Source organism: Nocardia sp. NPDC004278 (assembly GCF_053602975.1).
On the sequence record NZ_JBSGEQ010000028.1, the window covers coordinates 39,821 to 60,486 of the forward strand.

20 protein-coding genes are annotated in these 20,666 nt (G+C 65.9%); 13 read left to right on the top strand and 7 right to left on the bottom strand.

Annotation, left to right across the window (positions count from 1 at the left end):
- Positions 1 to 112: 112 nt before the first annotated feature.
- Positions 113 to 277, top strand: a complete 165-nt coding sequence (locus tag ACWEO2_RS32780) for a Tn3 family transposase (protein WP_452408875.1) — start codon at positions 113 to 115, stop codon at positions 275 to 277.
- Between the two features lie 208 nt (positions 278 to 485).
- On the opposite strand, the gene ACWEO2_RS32785 is transcribed toward ACWEO2_RS32780, so the two are convergent.
- Positions 486 to 1,220, bottom strand: coding sequence for an alpha/beta hydrolase (locus ACWEO2_RS32785; protein WP_452408876.1), 735 nt, complete (start codon positions 1,218 to 1,220; stop codon positions 486 to 488).
- Between the two features lie 294 nt (positions 1,221 to 1,514).
- Positions 1,515 to 2,078, bottom strand: coding sequence for a MepB family protein (locus ACWEO2_RS32790; protein ID WP_452408877.1), 564 nt, complete (start codon positions 2,076 to 2,078; stop codon positions 1,515 to 1,517).
- A 558-nt stretch (positions 2,079 to 2,636) separates the two neighbouring features.
- On the opposite strand from ACWEO2_RS32790, the gene ACWEO2_RS32795 reads away from it, so the two are divergent.
- The 3 genes from ACWEO2_RS32795 to ACWEO2_RS32805 are packed head-to-tail and all read left to right on the top strand — an operon-like array spanning position 2,637 to position 5,251.
- Positions 2,637 to 3,500 carry an ABC transporter substrate-binding protein gene (locus ACWEO2_RS32795; RefSeq protein ID WP_452408942.1) on the top strand — a complete coding sequence of 288 codons (864 nt, stop codon included), beginning with the start codon at positions 2,637 to 2,639 and terminating at the stop codon, positions 3,498 to 3,500.
- 3 nt (positions 3,501 to 3,503) lie between these two features.
- The gene (locus tag ACWEO2_RS32800; protein ID WP_452408878.1) at positions 3,504 to 4,466 is read left to right on the top strand and encodes an amino acid ABC transporter permease; all 963 of its coding nucleotides are present in this window, start codon (positions 3,504 to 3,506) and stop codon (positions 4,464 to 4,466) included.
- Positions 4,467 to 4,498: 32 nt separating this feature from the next.
- Positions 4,499 to 5,251 (top strand): amino acid ABC transporter ATP-binding protein, encoded by a 753-nt coding sequence (locus ACWEO2_RS32805; RefSeq protein WP_452408943.1) that lies wholly within the window; start codon positions 4,499 to 4,501, stop codon positions 5,249 to 5,251.
- A 1-nt stretch (position 5,252) separates the two neighbouring features.
- Here ACWEO2_RS32805 and ACWEO2_RS32810 read toward each other — a convergent pair whose 3' ends face one another.
- The gene (locus ACWEO2_RS32810; protein WP_452408879.1) at positions 5,253 to 6,158 is read right to left on the bottom strand and encodes a LysR family transcriptional regulator; all 906 of its coding nucleotides are present in this window, start codon (positions 6,156 to 6,158) and stop codon (positions 5,253 to 5,255) included.
- A 71-nt stretch (positions 6,159 to 6,229) separates the two neighbouring features.
- Between ACWEO2_RS32810 and ACWEO2_RS32815 the strand changes: the two genes are divergently transcribed.
- The 3 genes from ACWEO2_RS32815 (at position 6,230) to ACWEO2_RS32825 (ending at position 8,821) form a co-directional block, all read left to right on the top strand.
- Positions 6,230 to 7,603 (top strand): FAD-binding oxidoreductase, encoded by a 1,374-nt coding sequence (locus tag ACWEO2_RS32815; protein WP_452408880.1) that lies wholly within the window; start codon positions 6,230 to 6,232, stop codon positions 7,601 to 7,603.
- A gap of 155 nt (positions 7,604 to 7,758) precedes the next feature.
- On the top strand, positions 7,759 to 8,643 hold the full coding sequence (locus ACWEO2_RS32820; RefSeq protein ID WP_452408881.1) for an SPFH domain-containing protein: 885 nt from the start codon (positions 7,759 to 7,761) through the stop codon (positions 8,641 to 8,643).
- Between the two features lie 7 nt (positions 8,644 to 8,650).
- Entirely contained in the window at positions 8,651 to 8,821 is a 171-nt protein-coding gene (locus ACWEO2_RS32825) for a toxin-antitoxin system HicB family antitoxin (protein WP_354957685.1), read from the top strand.
- An 86-nt stretch (positions 8,822 to 8,907) separates the two neighbouring features.
- On the opposite strand, the gene ACWEO2_RS32830 is transcribed toward ACWEO2_RS32825, so the two are convergent.
- A complete protein-coding gene (locus ACWEO2_RS32830) occupies positions 8,908 to 9,804 on the bottom strand; it encodes an SDR family NAD(P)-dependent oxidoreductase (protein WP_452408882.1) in 897 nt (298 codons plus the stop codon).
- A 43-nt stretch (positions 9,805 to 9,847) separates the two neighbouring features.
- Here ACWEO2_RS32830 and ACWEO2_RS32835 point away from each other — a divergent pair, with 43 nt between their 5' ends.
- Both ACWEO2_RS32835 and ACWEO2_RS32840 read left to right on the top strand, forming a co-directional pair.
- On the top strand, positions 9,848 to 10,435 hold the full coding sequence (locus ACWEO2_RS32835; protein WP_452408883.1) for a TetR family transcriptional regulator: 588 nt from the start codon (positions 9,848 to 9,850) through the stop codon (positions 10,433 to 10,435).
- Between the two features lie 181 nt (positions 10,436 to 10,616).
- Positions 10,617 to 11,204 (top strand): hypothetical protein, encoded by a 588-nt coding sequence (locus ACWEO2_RS32840; RefSeq protein ID WP_452408884.1) that lies wholly within the window; start codon positions 10,617 to 10,619, stop codon positions 11,202 to 11,204.
- A 3-nt stretch (positions 11,205 to 11,207) separates the two neighbouring features.
- Here the strand turns inward: ACWEO2_RS32840 and ACWEO2_RS32845 are convergent, their stop codons facing one another.
- Positions 11,208 to 12,062, bottom strand: coding sequence for a class I SAM-dependent methyltransferase (locus ACWEO2_RS32845; protein WP_452408885.1), 855 nt, complete (start codon positions 12,060 to 12,062; stop codon positions 11,208 to 11,210).
- A gap of 289 nt (positions 12,063 to 12,351) precedes the next feature.
- Here ACWEO2_RS32845 and rpsA point away from each other — a divergent pair, with 289 nt between their 5' ends.
- From rpsA to ACWEO2_RS32865, 4 genes are all read left to right on the top strand, one after another.
- Positions 12,352 to 13,821 carry a 30S ribosomal protein S1 gene (gene rpsA, locus ACWEO2_RS32850; protein WP_354957690.1) on the top strand — a complete coding sequence of 490 codons (1,470 nt, stop codon included), beginning with the start codon at positions 12,352 to 12,354 and terminating at the stop codon, positions 13,819 to 13,821.
- Between the two features lie 173 nt (positions 13,822 to 13,994).
- A complete protein-coding gene (locus ACWEO2_RS32855) occupies positions 13,995 to 15,434 on the top strand; it encodes an SPFH domain-containing protein (protein ID WP_452408886.1) in 1,440 nt (479 codons plus the stop codon).
- 251 nt (positions 15,435 to 15,685) lie between these two features.
- Positions 15,686 to 17,230, top strand: coding sequence for a phospholipase C (locus ACWEO2_RS32860; protein ID WP_452408887.1), 1,545 nt, complete (start codon positions 15,686 to 15,688; stop codon positions 17,228 to 17,230).
- 21 nt (positions 17,231 to 17,251) lie between these two features.
- On the top strand, positions 17,252 to 17,884 hold the full coding sequence (locus ACWEO2_RS32865) for a TetR/AcrR family transcriptional regulator (RefSeq protein ID WP_452408888.1): 633 nt from the start codon (positions 17,252 to 17,254) through the stop codon (positions 17,882 to 17,884).
- Here the strand turns inward: ACWEO2_RS32865 and ACWEO2_RS32870 are convergent.
- Positions 17,871 to 20,036, bottom strand: a complete 2,166-nt coding sequence (locus tag ACWEO2_RS32870; protein WP_452408889.1) for an MMPL family transporter — start codon at positions 20,034 to 20,036, stop codon at positions 17,871 to 17,873. The two genes, ACWEO2_RS32865 and ACWEO2_RS32870, sit on opposite strands and share 14 nt — an antisense overlap.
- A 268-nt stretch (positions 20,037 to 20,304) precedes the next feature.
- A complete protein-coding gene (locus tag ACWEO2_RS32875; RefSeq protein WP_452408890.1) occupies positions 20,305 to 20,463 on the bottom strand; it encodes a hypothetical protein in 159 nt (52 codons plus the stop codon).
- Positions 20,464 to 20,666: the final 203 nt, after the last annotated feature.

A 20,666-nucleotide genomic window follows, 5' to 3' on the forward strand; every position in this document is an offset into this window, starting at 1 on the left:
CGATGGCGGTGACGGCCGACACCGCTGCGAGCGCAGCACCGACGATAACCCACGCCCACCGGCGCGCCGGTCAGGTGCGCGCGGGCACTGATCCGCTGGCGACATCCGATCAATGCGCCCCTGTGGCTCGATCCGCTCACCACGGCACCGGGTGATCATCACCGACACCGGATCGTATTCCGACATTGTTTTCGGACTGCTGCATTTGTTGGGTCGTCAGTACCGTCCGCGACCCCGATGCCGGCGCGGGGAACAGCGGTACAGCCATTGGCGCTGAGCAGATCACGGCGTTGGCCCAGCTGATGGAGGCGCTGGTGGCCGAGCGCCGCCCCGACCGGCCTGTACCGCCGATGGCCGGTACAGCCGCGGTCGGGGCGGTTGTGCATCTGCAGGCCACCGCCATCGAGGAGGGCGCGGACCTATCCTCGATGAGCGGCATCCTGGCCGACGGCTCTATTGTCTGCAGTCGGCCCGACGGCCCGGTCTCACTTCAGGTGCCGGGCGAAGAACCGGTTCGCCTCCTCCCCGGCGTACTGCGGGACGCCGGTGTGCCCGCCCATATTGGCGTGCAACGTCTTCTCCTTGGAGCCGAAGGCGTCGAACAGGTCCAGGGCCATCTGCCGGTCGTTTCCTTCGTCGTCCCACTGCAGCAGGACATGCAGCGGAATGGTGACCTGCCGGGCCTCCTCGAGTATGGCGCGGGGCACGAAACTCCCGGCGAACAGAACGGCGACCGCGATGCGCGGCTCGACCACCGCCAGCCGGACGCCGATGGAGATCACCCCGCCCGAGTAGCCGACCGGGCCGCCGATCTCGGGCAGCCCGAGGAGGGCGTCCAGGGTGGCCCGCCATTCCGGGGCGGCCTTGTCGACCAGCGGGAGGATGAGCCGGTCGACGATCTCGTTGTCGACCGGCCCGCCAGCCGCCAGCGCCCGGTGCAGGTCAGTGAGGGCCTGATCGGCGGCGGCCGAACGGGGCCGGTCACCGCTCCAGGGGAGCTCGATGGTGGCCACGGCGTAGCCCTCCGCCACGGCCTGGCGGGCCCTGGCCAGCAGTCGCGGGTACGCCTTGCGCAGCCCGAGGGGAGGGGGGCTGACCAGGATCAGCGGCACCGGTGTGGATGCGGATCCGGGCGTCCACAGGATGCCGGGGATCTCGCCGAGGGTGAATTCGCGTTCGAGGACGCCGTCGTCGAGGCGCTGTTCGGTAATGAATTGCACAGTCGTGCCTTTCGGGAGTGCTCTTGAATGGCGCTCCCGGACGACCTATCGCCCGACCGTGACCCCGGAGGGGAGCACCCATGTCGATACTGCGTTCACGGGTACCACCTCCTCGTTCTCTTGCACGGCGTCCGGAAAAGTAGCAGTGGTCGCCGTGGTCCGGCAACGGGTTTTTGCGGAGGCTCCGGGGCCGGACGCCGCGGAGCCACTCGCCTAAAGGCCAAGGCCGCCGGTTCTTCTCGTGCGCCTGGTCGCGGCGATACAGCGCGGTCAGCACTGCGCGGTCACGCTCGGTCAGCGACTATCGCAGGTATGTGGCCGACGCCGCTGTGGTGCCGACGCCGGGTGCACTATGTCGTAGAGCTCGCGAGCCTTCTGTAGATCAACTTTTCGGGCGTCGTCGAGATCGAGGAAGTAGTCGCACTGCCACTTCTGGGACCGCATCGCTTGACTGTTCTGGGTCGCGGACCACGGCGGATACACGCGGAACCCGCGCTTCCCGCCCCGACCTGCCACGGAAACGATGCCGTGCTCGATCAACGCGGCCTTGGGGAATACGAATTGGCCGAAGCGCTGTCCCTCTCGGGCGGTGATCACCAGCAGATCGATGTCGTCCTCGGCGGCGTACGGCTCGCCCGCCCCATCTGCCGCACGTTTCCACACTGTCACGAACAGCCCCACCTTCGTCGGCGTCAGCTTGCCCACCCGGAACCTGACCAATCCGCGACCAACACGGGAGATGAACGCCCCGTACTCAGCGTTGTCCGTCTCGGGAACCGCAGCCGAAATCTCCAAACCAAGACCGCCGAGAAGATGCCTCGCCTCGGCCACATCGGGATGCACACCAACGGAAACCAAACCAACTCCTCACCGAACAAGACCGAAGTGTCTCTCTCCCACCGCATCCGACCAGTGCAGCGTCACCGGAAACAAGCGGGCCGACCACGACGTACAGTGCCATCGCCGCGGCAACCAAGAAGGGTGGGACGACGGCAACATAGCCGACGGTCTTCTTTTGACACCGGCGGCGCCGACCCGATACGGAGGACGCGTTCGCCGGAGGTTCGCCTTCCCGGGCCGATCGCGGCGCTGCCGCAGGCGGCGGTTCATGCGGAGGACCTGTCTGGAATGCTCGGCGGGGTCGGCGCGCGCGCTGTGTCGCAAGACACGGCTGTCACCACCCCGCCGAGCAATTGGCTAGCGAACGAGAGGGTAGGGTATTCCGGCGGCGAAACGGCACCTGGGCGGCAGTGAGCTCGCAACGACTTCGTGTCGCACTTTCACTACTGTCCAGCACGAAACGGCTCGATCGCTTAGATTGCCAAACGGGTGGTGACACCCGGGTTTCTCGTATCCGAAATGTGGAGGGCTGCTGTGTCTGTTCGATCGGTTCTTGGCAGGCGCGCCCTGCAAGCAATGTGTGTGCTCGCAGGTGGTGCCCTGGTGCTGACGGGCTGTAGTAACTCCGAGGACAACTCGCCCGCGGTCGCGAAGGTTTCCGGTATCGAGAAGGTCGATACCGCCGCCGCGCTGCTCCCGGACAAGATCAAGCAGGAGGGCAAGCTCGTCGTCGGGGTCAATACCCCCTATCAGCCCAATGAGTACAAGGACCCGAGCGGCAAAATCGTCGGCTTCGATGTCGATCTGATGGACGCCGTCGCCGCCACCCTCGGCCTCAAGGCCGACTACCAGGAATCGTCCTTCGAGAAGATCATTCCGGCGATCCAGGCGGGCACCTACGACGTCGGCATGTCCTCCATTACCGACTCCAAGGAACGCGAACAGAGCGTCGACTTCACCACCTACTTCAACGCAGGCAGCCAGTGGGCGCAGCAGTCGGGTAAGCCGGTCGACCCGGATAACGCCTGCGGTAAGCGCGTCGCCGTGCAGGCCACCACGGTTCAGGACACCGATGAGATCCCGGCCCGCAGCAAGAAGTGCGAGGCGGAGGGCAAGCCCGCCATCGATAAGAAGTCGTTCGACGAGCAGAGCGCGGCGACCAATGCCCTGGTGCTCGGCCAGGTCGACGCGATGTCGGCGGATTCGCCGGTGACCGCGTACGCCATCAAGAAGAGCGACGGCAAGATCGAGGCGTCCGGTAAGGTCTTCGACTCCGCGCCCTACGGCTGGGCCATCCCCAAGGGTTCGGCGCTCGGCAAGGCGCTGCAGGCCGCCGTCCAGCACCTGATCGACAACGGCAAGTACCTGGAGATCACCAAGAACTGGGGTGTACAGGAAGGCGCGATCACCAAGTCGGTCATCAACGGCGCTGCGAGCTGATCGATGTCCACACCTGAGACCACGTCGGCGCCCGGCGACAACACCGGGCCCGGCGGGCCGATCGGCTCGGCAGAACCGGAGCCGATCAAGGCCGTTCCACTGCGCAGGCCGGGCCGATGGATCACCGCGGCGATCATCCTCGCCCTGCTCGGGCTCTTCATCTACGGCGCGGCCACCAACCCCGCGTATGGGTGGGGGACCTATCGGAAGTACTTGTTCGACAGCCGGATCGCCTCCGGCGCGGTCGTCACCCTGGAGCTGACGGTGCTGGCGATGGCGATCGCCGTCGTACTGGGGACACTGCTCGCGGTGATGCGCCTATCGCCGAATCCGGTGCTGCGCTCGGTGGCCTGGGTATATCTCTGGATCTTCCGTGGCACGCCGGTTTTCGTGCAGTTGGTGTTCTGGGGTCTGTTCCCGTCGCTGTACAAATCAATTCAGCTCGGTGTGCCGTTCGGGCCCGAGTTCGTGCGGGTCGACGTGCAGGGGTTGCAGGCCGCGTTCACCTTCGCGGTGATCGGCCTCGGTCTGAACGAGGCCGCGTATATGGCCGAAATCGTCCGTGCCGGAATTAATTCCGTCGGTGAGGGGCAGCGCGAGGCCTCGACGGCGCTGGGCATGTCGTGGTCGCAGACCATGCGCAGGACCGTCTTGCCGCAGGCGATGCGGGTGATCATCCCGCCGACCGGCAATGAACTCATCGGCATGCTGAAGACCACCTCGCTGGTGACCGCGATTCCACTGAGCACCGACCTGTACGGCCGTGCCCGCGATATCTACGGTGTGAACTTCCAGCCGATTCCGCTACTCCTGGTCACCGCCACTTGGTATCTCGCGGTCACCAGTGTGCTGATGATCGGGCAGTACTACCTGGAGCGCTACTACTCGCGGGGCGCCTCGCGGCAGCTGACCGCCAAGCAGCTGCAGGAATTGGCCGATGCGCAGACGATTGTGAAGGCGAAATGAGCGCGAGTCCGGATAAGAACGATGCGACTCCGATGATCGTCGCGGATCGGGTATGCAAGAACTTCGGCGCGCTACAGGTGCTCAAGGGCATTTCGCTCGAGGTGGGGCGCGGCGAGGTGCTGTGCCTGATCGGACCGTCGGGGTCGGGTAAATCGACCTTCCTGCGCTGCATCAACCACCTCGAGCAGGTCAACGCGGGGCGGCTCTACGTCGACGGTGACCTCATCGGCTATCGCGAAAAGGGCGGCAAGCTCTACGAACTGCATCCGCGCGACGCCGCCAAACAGCGCCGCGATATCGGCATGGTGTTCCAGCACTTCAATCTGTTCCCGCACCGGACGGCGTTGGAGAACATCGTCGAGGCGCCCATGCAGGTGAAGGGCATTCGCAAGGCGGATGCGGTGGCCCGCGCACACGAACTGCTGGACCGAGTCGGCATGGCGGACAAGGCGAATGCCTATCCGGCCCAGCTGTCGGGCGGCCAGCAGCAGCGCGTCGCCATCGCCCGTGCGCTGGCCATGGATCCCAAGCTGATGCTCTTCGACGAGCCGACCTCGGCGCTGGATCCGGAGCTGGTCGGTGAGGTGCTCGGGGTCATGCGCGAACTCGCCGCCGACGGTATGACGATGGTGGTTGTCACGCACGAAATGGGCTTTGCCCGTGAGGTCGCCGACCAGTTGGTGTTCATGGACGGTGGTGTCGTTGTGGAGGCGGGCATTCCGCGTGAGGTCCTTGCCGAGCCGAAACATGAACGCACCAAAGCGTTCCTGTCGCGGCTGCTCTGATTCAGCGGCTATCCAACCCGATACGGAGCTGCCCCAGTAGAACTTTCGCGGCCGGGCTGCCGGGGCGATCCCGGCGCCAGGCCAGTGCGAGCCGACCATGTAGCTCCGGCTCGATGATCGGTCGCACGCGCACACCGAATGCCGCGGCCTCCGCTGCCGTCAGCGCGGGTACCACCGCGATGCCGAGGCCGCGGGCGGCCAGCCGCAGCAGCAGCGGGGGAGCGGCGGCCTCGAATGCGATATCGGGCTCGAATCCCGCTGCGGCACAGGCGCGATCGAGTACACCCCGGATTCCGGTGCCGCGCGGCAGACAGATCAGCGGGTGCTCGCGGAGTTCGGTGAGTGCGATCGCGGCGTGGCCGTTGTCGTCCGCCGTGTTGCTCGACCCGTCCGCCGCGACCACCGGTGTATCGAGCACCACATCGATACCGATATCGGCGCCGATCTCCGCCCCGGTCAACCCGATCAGCGCGATATCGAGTTCACCGTTGCGCACCGCCGCCAGCATGCGTTCGGAGGTGTCCTCGGTCAGGCTGATGCCGACCTGTGGGTGGTCGTCGTGAAAATCCGCCAGCACCGCGGCGATATCGAAATCCTCGGTCGCGGTGCCGGAGATACTGCCGACGCGGACGTGTCCACGCAGCAGTCCGGTGAATTCGTCGACCGTCGCGGTGATCCGTTCGGTCGCCGCAAGGGCGGCCTTGGCATGCGACAGCACCGCCGCGCCCACTTCGGTCGGTGTCACCGCGCGGCTGCCGCGATCGAGAAGCTGTTGTCCCAGTTCACGTTCCAGCTGGCGGATCTGTGCGCTCAGCCCGGGCTGGGCCAAGTGCAGCCGGGCAGCGGCGCGGGTGAAATTGGCCTCCTCGACCACGGTCACGAAGTAGCGGAGCTGGCGCAATTCCATAACTATCGATTATAGCTGCGAGCAGAACTATCTGTTGTACTTCTGATTCGAGTGCGGGCATCGTCTAAGGCATGGCAAACACGGCAGAGCAGACCATCGACATCGACACCTTTACCGGCCCCGTTTTCCGCCCTGGCGACACCGGATACGACGCGGAGGTCGCTGGCTTCCAGGCGGCGTACACTCATCGTCCCGCGCTGGTCGTCGGCGCGGTGCACGCCGAGGATGTGCGCAGCGCGGTGGAATACGCGGCGCGCAATGGGCTTTCGGTGGCGGTTCAGGCGACCGGGCACGGGCTCTCGGTTGCGGCCGACGGTGGTGTGCTGATCAGCACCCGCAGAATGACCGATATCCGGATCGACCCGCAGACCCGGACCGCCCGGGTCGGTGCGGGAGTGCGTGCGGGCGCGTTGGTCGAGGCCGCTGCGCAGTATGGGCTCGCACCGCTGAACGGGTCCTCGCCATCGGTCGGCGTGGTCGGCTACAGCCTGGGTGGCGGATTGGGTCTGCTGGCAAGGCAATTCGGCTATGCGGCCGAACACGTGCGCGTCATTGAAATCGTCACCGCCGATGGTCGGATGCGCACCGTGACACCCGGTGACGAACTCTTCGGTGCGGTGCTGGGCAGCGGCGGCAACTTCGGCGTGGTGACCGCGCTGGAACTGGAGCTCGTGCCGGTTGCCAGCGTTTACGGCGGCCAGCTGGTCTTCGACACTCCGCTGGTCGAGCACGCCCTCGAGGTGTGGAAGGACTGGACCGCAACGCTTCCCGAGGAGCTGACCTCGACGGTCACCGTCATGACCTTCCCGCCCATCCCGCAGATTCCGGAACCGCTGCGCGGGCGCTACGTCGCCTCGATCCGAATTGCCTACAACGGATCCGGCGAGGACGGGGAGCGGCTGGTGGCCCCGCTGCGTGCGGTCGGGGATCGGCTGAAGGACGACCTGCGGGTCATGCCGTACACCGAATCGCACACCATCCACAGCGATCCGGATCATCCGCATGCCTACGCCGCCACCAATGCGCTGCTGGGTGAGTTGACCGGAGAAACGTTGTCGGCCTTGCTCGCTGCCACCGGACCCGAATCGCCGATCGAGGCGGTTGTCGACATCCGGCATCTCGGCGGAGCGCTGCGCCGCGGCGGCCCCGCGGGCATCGCAGTGGACAATCGTGACGCCGAGTACATCGTCCGCGTCATCACCATGCCCGGACCGGATGCGGGCGACGCGGCCCCCGAGGATCATGCGGTGGTGCGCGCGGCGCTCGCGCCGTGGACCGTCGGCCACAGTCTGAACTTCCTCTACGGCGCGGGTGCCGCCGCCGACGAAGCGCAGACCCGGGGTGGCTATGCGCCGGATACCTATGCGCGACTGACCGCGCTGAAGGCGAAGTACGATCCGCGCAACATGTTCCGCTTCAACCGCAATATCAAGCCAGCGAATTGACACGTGGGCCGTTCCGGCGGCTGCACCAACCGAAGCCCCGCACGGGTCGAATCCGTGCGGGGCTTCGTCATTGCCGTGAACGCACGAAAGCGGGAGTGCGCGGCACCCGCTTCGATGCTATCTTCGTGATATCACTTTGATACTCGGAGGATGTCATGGAGCTTCGGTCGGCCTTCCACATCAACGGCTTTATCGTGCTGGTGTCCTGGTTTGTGCTCACGCTGCTGATCGGTGGCGGAGCCATCGCTGGCTATGCCGCGGCGGCGAACCACGACAATGTGCCTGCTCTGGTCGGCGCGATCGTCGCAACCGTTGTGGTGGTGGTGCTCCTGCTGTCGGCGACCGGGCTCACGGTGGTAAATCCCAATGAGGCCAAGGTCGTTCAGTTCTTCGGCCGCTATGTCGGTTCGCTCAGCGAACCCGGCTTCTTCTCCGTGGTGCCGCTGACGGACCGCCGCAGCATCTCGCTGAAGGTGCGCAACTTCGAGACCCAGAAGCTCAAGGTCAACGATGCCGACGGCAACCCGGTGGAGATCGCCGCCGTCGTGGTCTACCGGGTGGTCGACAGCTTCAAGGCCGCGTTCTCGGTCGACGACTACACGGAATACGTGGAGACCCAGTCCGAGGCGGCGGTGCGGCATCTGGCGACCACCCACCCGTACGACGCGCACGACAAGGACACCACCAGCCTGCGTGACGGTACCGAAGTGGCCGAGGAATTGACCATCGAACTGCGTGAGCGCACCGATTTGGCGGGCATCGAGGTCATCGAGGCCAGGATCACCCACCTCGCCTACGCGCCGGAGATCGCCCAGGCCATGCTCGTGCGGCAGCAGGCGGCGCAGGTGGTCGCCGCGCGCACCCGCATTGTCGAGGGTGCGGTGGGCATGGTCGGTCTGGCACTGGACCGGCTCGCCGAACAGGGCGTTGTCGAACTCGACGAGGAACGCAAGGCCGCCATGGTCTCGAACCTGCTGGTCGTCCTCTGCGGTGACCGAGCCACCCAGCCCGTCGTCAATACCGGCTCGCTCTACGCCTGAGTCGCACATGGCCGAGCGCAAGAAGATCCTGCTACGCCTCGACCCGTCGATACACGAGGCCATCGCCCAGTGGGCTGCCGACGACCTGCGCAGCATCAACGCCCAAATCGAATACGCATTGCGTCTGGCGTTGAAACAGGCGGGTCGCGGTCCGAAGACGAAGCCGGTCGAGGAGTAGCCGGGGGTAGCGAAATGTGCTCTGCCGCAACGATGCCGAACACCGACCGGTGTTCGGCATCGTCGGTATTCGCATCCGGTGATGCGTCAGCGCGTGAGCTCGCCGAGCAGTTCCAGGCTGTCGGTGTATAGCGCATGTTGCGCGGCGCGGTCATAGGAAGCCTTCGATGACGGCTTCGCGGTGTGGCCGACGAAATACTGACCGGTCACCTCGGCGAGTGCCGGATCGGTGACGAGTCGGGCCAGATCGGCGCCCGAGCGGCGCGGCGTATTCACGCCGGGCAGTAGCACCAGACCCCGGGCGACCGTGCGCCACAACAGTTGTGCGGCCGCCCCGGCATCCCTGGCGAGACCGGTGCCCGGCATCAGTCCCGGATCGAACGCATTCACCGTGATACCGCGTGTCCTGAGCTGCCGGGCCAATTCGTAGGTGGTCTGCACGTTGGCCAATTTCGAGGTGGTGTAGCGGCGGCGGCCGTCGCGCTGCGCGGATTCGGTCGGTTCGGGCGGATAGGCGAGTCGGTGAACGCTGGTTTCCAGCGGATGCGGCATGCCGGTGAACTGATCCGGATCATGCGTGCCCGAGCTGACGAAAACGATGCGGGCGGGGGCGACCAGGTCGTCCAGCAGTGCTTGGACCAGTGCGAGGTGTCCGAGATGGTTGACGCCGAAGGTTGCCTCGACGCCGTCCTCGGTGTAGCTGCGCTGGGTGAACTGGAGTCCGGCATTGCACACCAGCGCGCGCAACGGCGGCAGCCCGCCGCGGCCCAATTCGTCGGCGAAATGCGCCACCGAGGTGAGTGCGCCGAGGTCGAGCGCCATTCCGCGCGCGCCGATGGTGGCGGCTTCGGCTCGTGCCCGGTCGGCGTCGCGCCCGGTGACGACGACTGTCCATCGCGGATCGGCGGCGAGCGTCCTGGCGCATTCGCGGCCGAGCCCGCTGGTACCACCGGTGATCACAACAGTTCTGTCACTTGTTGCCATATGGCATAGTCTGCCATACGGCAGCCTGTGCGACAATATTTGAATGTCATTGCGGGATCGGAAGAAAGAGCGGACCAGGCGGGCGATCGCCGATGCCGCGCTGCGGCTATTCGTCGAACACGGCTACGACGCCGTGACCGTTGCGGATATCGCCGCCGAGGCCGACGTCGGGACGCGCACCCTGCACCGCTACTACCCGAGCAAGGACGAACTGCTCTTCGCTGAGGACGACGAGCATCGCGCGGAACTGGCGCGGCTGCTGGCCGCCCGCCCCGCCGAGGAATCTCCAGAGGAGACCATGGCCGCGGTCATCGGTCCGCTGGTCGAACACTTCAGCGACCGCCTCGCCGACATGCGGGCGCGCGACGCGCTGATCGCGGCCACCCCGGCCCTGCAGGCGCGTGAACTCGCCAAGCGGAACGCGGTGGAATCCCTACTCGCCGAACACCTTGCGCGCCGGATGGGCGTGGAGGTCGGCACCGATGTGCGGCCGCTGCTGTGGGCCAAGGTCGGCATGGCCAGTTTCTTCGCTGGCTACGAAATCTGGCTGAACACCGGCGGTGACCTGGGCTCGCACATCAGCGACGCGCGTGCCGCACTGCTCACCGAAGTTCGTTCGGCCGCTATCTGATCCGGGCGCTCCCGAACCGTAGAAAACACCGGATGCGAGGTATTCGGCGTCGTCGCATTGCGTGCGCTAGGCGATGCAGAGCACGAGCGACAGCAGTGTCGGCGCACCGCATTTGGCCGGGATCACCTACACGTGATCGTTGCCGCGGACTCCGGCAGGTGGACCCGGGTAGCGTGATCGGGTGCCAATATCGTTCGACACCAGCGGATTACAGCAGCTCGATACCAGTGTCTGGCGCGATCCCGCGACCGGGGACATCGTTCAACTGTCCTACTTCGATCTGGTGCCCGACCTGCCCGCACCACTGACCGATCTGGATACGTTGCGCCGCAGACTCGCCGAGATCCACGCCGAAAGCGGCTGTCTCATCGAGGCTTTCATTGTCGGAGTCGATTCGCAGCCCGCCCTGCTGCGGCTGCAGAAGATGCGGCTGCCCGATCAGCCGACGGGGCTCGTCTTCGCCGCATCGCTCACCGTGCCGAAGACGAACTGCAGTGCGGTCCTGCAGATCCTGTGCCCGGAGACCGGCACCACCGGAATCCGTGAGGCGGTGCTGGCGCTGGAGATCGGCTTCGACAATATGTACCCGCCGCATCCGTACGCACCCGGTCTCCAAGGTGCACTGCCCTTTAACGCGGCCGATGACCACCGCTGGGACGACCGGTTCCCCGAGCACCCGCTCTCCCGCGCCCGCCGGTGGGTGGCGCGGACCTGCCCTGCCGCCCGCATCGATCCGAATTTCGCGGCCCTGCCCGCGTTCCCGGGGTGAGCCTCAGTCGCGAGCCGGTTTGTGGGTGACGAAAATGGCGGTTCCGGGGAACAGTTCGCCGCGCAGTGGACTCCACTGCCCCCACTCGCGGTCGAGCCATTCCGGCCAATCCGGTTCCACGATGTCATCCAGCACCAGCCCGGCGGCCACGATCTCGCGCACCCGGTCACCGATCGTGCGGTGGTGTTCGACGTAGGTCGGCGTGCCATCGTCGTCGACCTCTACATAGGGCGTGCGGTCGAAATACGGAATCGAGGCGGTCAGCCCCGCGGGGCCGGGATCGTCCGGAAAAATCCACCGCATCGGATGGTTCACCGAGAACACCCACCGGCCACCGGGCCGCAACACCCGCGCGACCTCACGCATCACCAATTCGGAATCCGCGACGAACGGCACCGCGCCGAAGGCCGAACAGGCGATATCGAACGATGCGTCGGCAAAGGGCAATGCCTCCGCCCCCGCCTGTACCAGCGGCACCTGCGGCCCGCCGCATGCCATTGCCGCCAGCCCCCGCTCGAGCATCCCCATCGAGAGGTCCAGCCCGATCGCCTGCGCGCCCTGCCCGGCCAACCAGCGCGAACACGGCGCGGATCCGCACCCGATCTCCAGGATCCGTTTGCCCGCGATCTCGCCGAGGAAGTGGTGATCGCCCTCGTGCAGGCCCTCCGGGCACCAGATGAATTCGCCGCTCGGAGAGTCCACGCCGAGAAAATCGGCGTGTGTTTCGTGATACTGGGTGGCATCGGCGTCCCACCAGCGGCGGCTGGCCTGCTGGCTGGCAACCGAGCCGATCCGGGTCCGCGCGGTTCCGGTGGTTCCGAGCAGTGCGTTTGCTTGCGCATGGCGATCTTCCGACACGCCGATAGCCTAGTGCGGCGTGGCGTGTGGACCGGTTTGCCCGGCTGGACCAAGGTCGCGTACGCTGAACCAGCGAGTGTCCAGGGTACTGGCGTACCGGTGTCGTTGCAGTAACAGTCTGCGACGGCGACTGTACTGAAGTAACAGAGCGCTCGTGCTGAGTTTCACAAGCGTTTGCGTGCGGTACGTTCATTATGTCCGTCACGTCGCGTCATCGCGGTGAGTTCGCAGCGTACCGAAAGTTCCAATGTCCGCAACCGACCACAATCCGTCCGGAGCAAACCGACATATGCCCACCACCGTCACCTCGCCGCAGGTAGCCGTCAACGACATCGGCTCCGCCGAGGACTTCCTCGCCGCCATCGACGCCACGATCAAGTACTTCAACGACGGCGACATCGTCGAAGGAACCATCGTCAAGGTCGATCGTGACGAGGTCCTGCTCGACATCGGTTACAAGACCGAAGGCGTCATCCCCTCTCGCGAACTCTCCATCAAGCACGATGTCGACCCCAACGAGGTCGTTTCCGTGGGCGATGAGGTCGAGGCTCTTGTTCTCACCAAGGAGGACAAGGAAGGCCGCCTGATCCTGTCGAAGAAGCGGGCGCAGTACGAGCGTGCGTGGGGCACCATCGAGGAGCTCAAGGAGAAGGACGAGGCCGTCAAGGGCACCGTCATCGAGGTCGTCAAGGGCGGCCTGATCCTCGACATCGGTCTGCGCGGCTTCCTGCCCGCCTCGCTGGTCGAGATGCGTCGCGTCCGCGACCTCCAGCCGTACGTCGGCAAGGAGATCGAGGCCAAGATCATCGAGCTCGACAAGAACCGCAACAATGTGGTCCTGTCCCGCCGCGCCTGGCTCGAGCAGACCCAGTCCGAGGTCCGCAGCGAGTTCCTGCACCAGCTGCAGAAGGGCCAGGTCCGCAAGGGTGTGGTCTCCTCGATCGTCAACTTCGGTGCCTTCGTGGACCTGGGCGGCGTCGACGGTCTGGTGCACGTCTCCGAGCTGTCCTGGAAGCACATCGACCACCCGTCCGAGGTTGTCGAGGTCGGCAACGAGGTCACCGTCGAGGTGCTCGACGTCGACCTGGACCGCGAGCGGGTTTCGCTGTCGCTCAAGGCCACCCAGGAAGACCCGTGGCGTCAGTTCGCCCGCACCCACGCGATCGGCCAGATCGTGCCGGGCAAGGTCACCAAGCTGGTTCCGTTCGGTGCGTTCGTGCGTGTCGAAGAGGGCATCGAGGGCCTGGTGCACATCTCCGAGCTGGCCGAGCGCCACGTGGAGGTGCCGGACCAGGTTGTCGCGGTCGGCGACGACGCGATGGTCAAGGTCATCGACATCGACCTGGAGCGTCGCCGGATCTCGCTGTCGCTGAAGCAGGCGAACGAGGACTACCACGCCGAGTTCGACCCGTCGAAGTACGGCATGGCCGACAGCTACGACGACCAGGGCAACTACATCTTCCCCGAAGGCTTCGACCCCGACACCAACGAGTGGCTCGAGGGCTTCGACAAGCAGCGCGAAGAGTGGGAAGGCCGCTACGCCGAGGCGGAGCGTCGCCACAAGATGCACACCGCGCAGATGGAGAAGATGGCGGCCGACGCCGCGGCCGAGGCCGCGAACGGCGGCGGCGCGTCGAACTACTCCTCCGAGAGCGGTGCGCAGTCCTCCTCGTCCAGCCAGGCCGAGCCCGCCGGCGGTTCGCTGGCCAGCGACGCCCAGCTCGCGGCCCTGCGGGAGAAGCTCTCCGGCAACGCCTGATTCGGGTAGAGCACTAACAAAGGCCCCGGTCCGATCGGACCGGGGCCTTTGTTATTCGGTGCGCGACGGCTTTCAGCGATGGCTGGTGCGGTCGTTCCCGGCCCTGCACGTTGGTTGTGCGTCAACTGAATTCGCCAGGTAGTTCACCGGATTCGCCGGTAATGTGCCCGGTCATGGGGAGCAATCCGGGCAAGAATGACTATCTCGACCAAGTGGTGGCGCAGCAGGCGGCGCTGGCGGGGGATCTGCGTACGCGCAAGCCCGCGGCCGCACCGGCACCGCGGGTGGCCGCCGGGGCACCGGCCGCGCCGGGTGGTCCGGTGCGACGCGGTGCGATGGCGAAACGGGCCGATCGGGTCGGGCCCACACCGGAGGGCAGCGGTCCCGGTCCGGTGGAGGTCCGGGTCGCCGGATTCTGGCGCTGGCAAACGGTTTTGGTGCCGCCCAATGCCTTTGTCGTGCACACCCGCCGCGGTCGCGCCGAACCGCTGCATATCGGACTCGGCGTATCATTTCGCTTCAACCCCGCGACGGACTCGTATCTCGTTGTGCCGGGTGCGATGCAGACGATTCTCATCAATGCCTACTGCATCTGCAGCGAATTGCAGGGTGTGCTGGTGCAGGGTTATGTGCAGTGGATCATCGAGGATTTCGGCACGGCCTACCGCAAGCTCGACTTCTCCGATGACGAAGATCCCATGCGGCTGGTCAATATTCAGCTACGCGAGCAGGCAGAGGCGGCGATCAAGGACAAGGTCTCCACGATGGGCGTGCGCGATGTGCTCAGTGATAAGCAGCCCATCATCGAGGAGCTGACCGCACGCCTGCGCGCGGTCGCCGAAGGCAGCGCCGATCGAAATGCCAAGGCGGACAGTGATCGTGGACTCGGCTTGCGCATTGTTACGGTGCAGATCAAGGAGGCGGTGGTCAGCTCCTCGACGCTGTGGGAGAACCTGCAGAAGCCCTACCGCAGTGCTCAGAACCAGATCGCCCGGCTCGCGGAACTCGCTGCGCAAGAGGTGCTTTCGGCTCGCGAAACCGAAGCGAATCGGGCTGCCGAAGAGCGCGGGATCGAGAACGAACGCGAACTGGCCGAACTGCGCGCTCGCAACGAGGCCACGCGATTCGACCGGGAGACCGCGGAACGGTTGCGGCGCACGACCCGTGAGCACGATGACGAACGCGCGGTCGCCGATCTCGCACAGGAGACCGCGCTGCACGCCTTGCGGTTGGAGCGCGAACAGCATGCGGAGCGGGCCGAAAACCTGCGCAGGACACTGGAATTGCGACAGCTCGAGCTCGACGGTGAAATCGCCGTCGCGGCCAGGCGTTCGCGGGCGGCCCATGATGACGCGCTGCTCGATCTGGAACGCGATCGGATTCGGATCGAGAATACCAATCAGCGCTCGGCCTCGGCGACTCGAGCGCAGCTGGTCGATTCGCTGCCGCAGATCGTCGCACAGTTGCCGACGCCCGCCGAACTCAAGACCTATCAGCTGGGCGGCGACTTGTCCGGGCTGTCCGCGCTCATCGGTCAGTGGACGGGGGTAATCGAAGCGTGGTCGTCGGGACGATCCGTCCCCGAGTCCAGCAAGCCCCGGCTCGGCGAATAGGTTGTGCCGCAGATCGTCTCGACTGCCCGGTCCGGCCGTCGGCTGCGTGCGCCACGCCGACTGGAATCGCGTCGTGCGACATCGGCTCGCGTTGGCTCCGGCGCACGTAAGCGGCGTTATAGCGATATGTCGGACGATTGACCAACTTCACCGGGAAGCGTGATCTACTTCGCGGTAGGGTGCAGGCGAATAGGCGGCGCCCGGCTCGATCGAGCCCGTCGGACCTGGTCACGAGGGAAGGAACAGCACGTATGTGCGCAGCGAGTCCGTTCAGCGGTCTCAACCGGAGGCAGTTCCTGGCGAAGGCTGCCGCGGCCGGAGCGGTCGGCGCATTGGCGTCCTGGGCGAATCCGATCATCGAGCGCGCCTATGCCGCCGATCCGGCGGGCACCGGCGGGCTCGGCGATATCGAACACTTCGTCCTGCTCATGCAGGAAAACCGTTCCTTCGATCACTATTTCGGCACCATATCCGGTGTCCGCGGCTTCGGCGAGGCGTCGAAGGCCTGGCAGCAGTACGGCTGGGCGCCCGGCGTCGGCCCCAGCGTGGACGGTTTCGTCAACCCGTTCCGCCTGGACACCACCCGTGGCGCGACCCTTGACGGCGAATGCATCAACGATCCCGACCACACCTGGGCTGGTATGCACCGGGCCTGGAACGGCGGCGCTAATGACCAGTGGATGCCGATGTCCATCGCCAGCGTCGGCCCGGCCAATGCCCCCGCGGCCATGGGCTACTACCTGCCCGAGGATATTCCGATCCACCACGAGCTCGCGGATGCGTTCACCATCTGCGATAACTACCACTGTTCGGTCCTGGGCCCCACCGACCCGAACCGTCTGTACTGGATCAGCGCCACCATCGACCCGGACGGGGTGGCGGGCGGACCGCTGCTGGAAACGCCCACCCTGATCCCGCAGCACGTGTACAGCTGGCGGACCTACCCGGAGAATCTGTCCGAGGCGGGTGTCAGCTGGAAGATCTACAACAACCGCGATGTCGGCCCGCTGTCCTCGGTGATCCTGGACGGCATGCTCGGCTGCTTCACGCAATCGGCGGATCCGAATTCCGAACTGGCGCGGCGTGGTCTGGCACCGGTGTACCCCAACGACTTTCAGGCCGACGTCGCCAACGACACCCTGCCCGCCGTCTCCTGGGTGATCCCGTCGCTGATCAACTGCGAACATCCCGCCCTGCCCGCGGCCTTCGGCGCGTACGGCATCGTGCAGCTGCTCGATATCCTCACCTCCAATCCGAAGGTGTGGGAGAAGACCGCGCTGATCATCAGCTACGACGAGAACGGCGGCTTCTTCGACCATGTCACCCCGCCGACCGCACCGGCGGGTACGCCGGGTGAATTCGTCACCGTGCCGTTGGATCGGGTGAAGTCGTCGAATGGCATCTCGGGTCCGATCGGTCTGGGCTATCGCGTTCCCGGCCTGGTGATTTCGCCCTACAGCCGGGGTGGGCTCGTCGCCTCGGAGACCTTCGACCACACCTCCCAGCTGCGACTGCTGGAAACCCGGTTCGGCGTCGAAGTGCCGAATCTGACGCCATGGCGGCGCAGTGTCACCGGCGATATGACCTCGACCTTCGACTTCGGCACGACACCCAATGCGGCCAAGCCGGTGCTGAGCGATCCGAAGCCGAAGATGGATGCCGCGGTCGCCCAATGCGGGCCGAATGTGGCGCTGGGCACCGCGACCACCGGTGTTCCGTATCCGGTGCCGCCCAACCAGATGCCGACCCAGCAGCCCGGCACGCGACGCAGGCCGAGCGGCATCGTGCGGGGGTAAGCCGCGGGTATTCTTGCCCTGATGTCGGAGTCCGCCGTGGAGTATCCCTCGACCGCCTGGGAGCGCAGGAAGATCGAGGCGATGAGCCGCATCCAGCAGGTGGCGCTGGATCTGTTCGACGAGCACGGGTACCGCAATGTGACGGTGGAGCGTGTCGCGGCGGCGGCCGGTGTATCGCCCAGTTCGGTCTACCGGTATTTCGGCACCAAGGAAATGCTGGTTCTCTACGACGAGGCCGATCCCCGGGTGCTGGATGTGATGCGGACCGCGGGCGGTGGCGAAATCGTCGAGCCCGCCGAGTTGGTGCGGGTCGCGCGGCTGATCGTGCCGGTGCTGATCGAGTCATTGCTGACCCCGGAATCCGAACTCCGGATCCGCAGGCGCCTGCAGTATGTGGTCTCGATTCCGGAGATCCGAGATGGCCAAACCCGCCAGATGCGGGATATGGCAGACCAATTCCGACTGCTGTTCGCCGCGCGGACCGGCCGCAGCTCCGACGATCTGGCCATCGGCATCGCGGCGGCGGCCGGGGTGTGGGGTTGTGTTGCGGCCCTGGACCATTGGGCCGCAACGGGTTTCACCGAGCGTCTCAAGGATGTCTATACCACGGCCATCGGATCGATCGTCGATTCGATCGAGGTCATGTTCCGCTAGTCGCGCTGGCTGCCAGCGCGCGCGGGACCGGACGCTTGCCGAACCACGGCAGCCACCAGTTCCACCGGCCGAACAACTGCATGAACGCGGGCACCAACACCAGCCGGACCAGCACCGCATCGATCGTAATGGCCACGGCCAGTGCGAACCCGATCTGCTTCAGCTCCAGCACATTCGCGGTCAGGAAGCTGGCGAAGACCGCGACCATGATGGCGGCCGCCGCGGTGATCGGCCGCGCGGTGCGCTGCAGCCCATCGGCGACCGCGGCGGTATTGTCGCCGGATTCGTTCCAGTGCTCCTTCATCCGCCGGATCAGGAATACCTCGTAATCCATGGACAGGCCGAACAGCACCGCGAAGACCAGCATCGGCAGATACACCTGCAGGAATCCGGTGCTGTGGAATCCGAGCGCGGATTCGCCGATGCCATGCTGGAATACCGCGACGGTGAGGCCGAGCGCGGCGCCGGTGGCGAGCAGATTCAGCAGAATCGCCTTGAGCGCCAATACGATACTGCGGAACGCGACGATCAGGAATGCCAGCGATACCGTCAGCACGAGTGCGATCACCCATGGGAAGCGGGCGGTGATCCGGTGCGACACATCGGCGAACGATGCGGAAGTTCCGCCGACCCGAACCTCGACACCATCGAGAGCCGCTGCACGAGAACGAATATCGGCGACCACATCGGTGGCCGCAGTCGAATCGAATGCGGCCTTGGGGACCACGACGGCGAGCGCTCTGCCATCCGCCTGCTGCGGCAGCACCGTGGCAATGCGCGGATCACGGGCCAGCTCGGCGACGAATCGGTTGGTGTCGGAACGGGTTTCGTCGCTGAGCGGTCCGCCATCCGGGCCGGTGAGGACCACCTCGATCGGTGCGAGCAGACCGGGCCCGAAGTTCTGCTGGACGAGTTCGGTCGCCTGCCCGGTCGGTCGATCCGCCAGCGAGCTGAGCCCCATATCGACGCCGTAGCGGATGCCGGTGATCGGTGCCGCCGCGGCAAGCAGCAGGCCGACACCGATCGCGCCGAAGAGCACGGGGCGTCCCATTACGGTATGCGCCCACCGGGCCCACGCATTCGATGCCGCCGCGGATCGGACCTCGGCCGGTCGCAGCCGGACCGGCAGCGCACCGCGATTCACCGCCGGACCCAATGTCGCCAGCAATGCGGGCAGCAGGGTGAATGCCGCGATCAGGGTGGCGATGACCGCGACCACCACGCCGGTCGCGACGCCGTTCAGCATCGGCAGTCCGACCACCGACAGCGCGCACAGCGAGATCATCACGATGAATCCCGACGCGAGGATGGTGCGGCCGGTCGTATCGATGGCGGTGCCGACCGCCGCCGCGATGGCCTCGGTGGATTTTCGGTCGCGCACGCCGCGACGGGTCAGCTCCTCGTTGAATCGGCTGACAATGAACATCGCGTAGTCGATCGCGGTGCCGGTCGCGATCATGGTGGCCACCGAGAGCACCAGCGAATCGAAGGTGAGGAAGGTGGTCAGGCCGAATAGCGCCCCGACGGCGACCGCGATGCCCGCCGCGGTGACCGTAATGGGCAGGGTGGCCGCGACCACCGCGCCGAGGGCGAGCACCAGCACCGCGGTCGCCACCGGCAGGCCGATGGCTTCGGCGCGCTGCATATCGGCGGTCTCGATCTCGATGAGGTCGGCCTGTGCTGGCGCGAATCCGGTCATCATGACCTCGACACCGGAACCCGAGGCGGCCGCCAGCTCGGTTTGCAGCTCTCTGGCGATCTCGACGCGTTCGGGTGTCTCGCCGTTCACGCCGACAATGCCGAAGGCGGTATGCCGGTCGGCCGAGATCTGGGCCGCCGCATTGCCTTCGAACGGTCCGATTGCCCCCGCTACCCCCGCGGTAGCGCGGGTTGTGCCGAGTGCCCGATCCAGCACCGCACGGAATTCCGGTGTGTCGACCGTGTGCTGGGCGGAATGGAAGACGATGAGGTCCTGCTCGGTGCCGAAGCGCGCGAAGTGTTCGGCCACAAGGTGATCGACGGCAACCGATTCGGAGCCGGGGACCGAATAGTCGGGGGTACTGAGGCGGTCGTGCAGGGCCGGATAGGCCGATCCGCAGGCAATGACGAACAGCAGCCATGCGCCGAGCACGATGCGCCGATGGCGGGCCATCAGGACTCCCCACCGACCGACGGCGCCCGGTTTCCCTGAGCTGACGGACTCCGCTGAGCCAGGTCCGGTTGCGGTCAGCTGAGCCATCGCCCCTCCAGAACATAGCAACCTGAGAGTCACTCTCAGATATTTTCAGCCATCGTAAGGAGGGGTGCGGAGAAAGTGCAAGTGACTGTCAGGATGATGCGGCTGGTGGCGGCAGCACAAAGTGACCCAGCTCCGATTGGGCTGGGTCACTGGAAGTCTTTGGCCGGATGGGCGGCTGGGCTCAGTTGGCGGTCGCAGGTGCCCAGTACGCCGTCGCCGCAGCGGAGCGTTTTCGCATGGCGGCGAAGCTGTGCCGCGCGGGGCTGATCAGCGCGGTGAACCATGAACGGCGGTGCTCAGCGAGCGCAGCCGCGACGGCGGGGTGCTTGATGCAGTGCATGCCCCCCGCTCTTCCCAGACGGTGGCGACCCGCCTGGTTGATTTTGGTGCCCAATGGTGGTCCTTTGCTTTGCTGGTACTGGCCTGGATCGCCTCGGCGAAGATTAGCCGAACGAAAGTGCTCGGCAGAGTATTTTGCGCAAGTAATTGCCTTGGCGTGTCGGAAAGTTGTCGCTCGCGTCCGCTATTCGATCGGAAATGTTG

Excerpts from the sequence above, each read along its gene's own strand:
- ACWEO2_RS32815 (WP_452408880.1), top strand. The coding sequence starts at position 6,230 with ATGGCAAACACGGCAGAGCAGACCATCGACATCGACACCTTTACCGGC.
- rpsA (WP_354957690.1), top strand. The coding sequence starts at position 12,352 with ATGCCCACCACCGTCACCTCGCCGCAGGTAGCCGTCAACGACATCGGC.
- ACWEO2_RS32865 (WP_452408888.1), top strand. The coding sequence starts at position 17,252 with ATGTCGGAGTCCGCCGTGGAGTATCCCTCGACCGCCTGGGAGCGCAGG.
- ACWEO2_RS32820 (WP_452408881.1), top strand. The coding sequence starts at position 7,759 with ATGGAGCTTCGGTCGGCCTTCCACATCAACGGCTTTATCGTGCTGGTG.
- ACWEO2_RS32870 (WP_452408889.1), bottom strand. The coding sequence starts at position 20,036 with ATGGCCCGCCATCGGCGCATCGTGCTCGGCGCATGGCTGCTGTTCGTC.
- ACWEO2_RS32835 (WP_452408883.1), top strand. The coding sequence starts at position 9,848 with ATGTCATTGCGGGATCGGAAGAAAGAGCGGACCAGGCGGGCGATCGCC.
- ACWEO2_RS32825 (WP_354957685.1), top strand. The coding sequence starts at position 8,651 with ATGGCCGAGCGCAAGAAGATCCTGCTACGCCTCGACCCGTCGATACAC.
- ACWEO2_RS32875 (WP_452408890.1), bottom strand. The coding sequence starts at position 20,463 with ATGCACTGCATCAAGCACCCCGCCGTCGCGGCTGCGCTCGCTGAGCAC.
- ACWEO2_RS32780 (WP_452408875.1), top strand. The coding sequence starts at position 113 with ATGCGCCCCTGTGGCTCGATCCGCTCACCACGGCACCGGGTGATCATC.
- ACWEO2_RS32860 (WP_452408887.1), top strand. The coding sequence starts at position 15,686 with ATGTGCGCAGCGAGTCCGTTCAGCGGTCTCAACCGGAGGCAGTTCCTG.
- ACWEO2_RS32855 (WP_452408886.1), top strand. The coding sequence starts at position 13,995 with ATGGGGAGCAATCCGGGCAAGAATGACTATCTCGACCAAGTGGTGGCG.
- ACWEO2_RS32830 (WP_452408882.1), bottom strand. The coding sequence starts at position 9,804 with ATGGCAACAAGTGACAGAACTGTTGTGATCACCGGTGGTACCAGCGGG.
- ACWEO2_RS32810 (WP_452408879.1), bottom strand. The coding sequence starts at position 6,158 with ATGGAATTGCGCCAGCTCCGCTACTTCGTGACCGTGGTCGAGGAGGCC.
- ACWEO2_RS32805 (WP_452408943.1), top strand. The coding sequence starts at position 4,499 with ATGATCGTCGCGGATCGGGTATGCAAGAACTTCGGCGCGCTACAGGTG.
- ACWEO2_RS32795 (WP_452408942.1), top strand. The coding sequence starts at position 2,637 with ATGTGTGTGCTCGCAGGTGGTGCCCTGGTGCTGACGGGCTGTAGTAAC.
- ACWEO2_RS32800 (WP_452408878.1), top strand. The coding sequence starts at position 3,504 with ATGTCCACACCTGAGACCACGTCGGCGCCCGGCGACAACACCGGGCCC.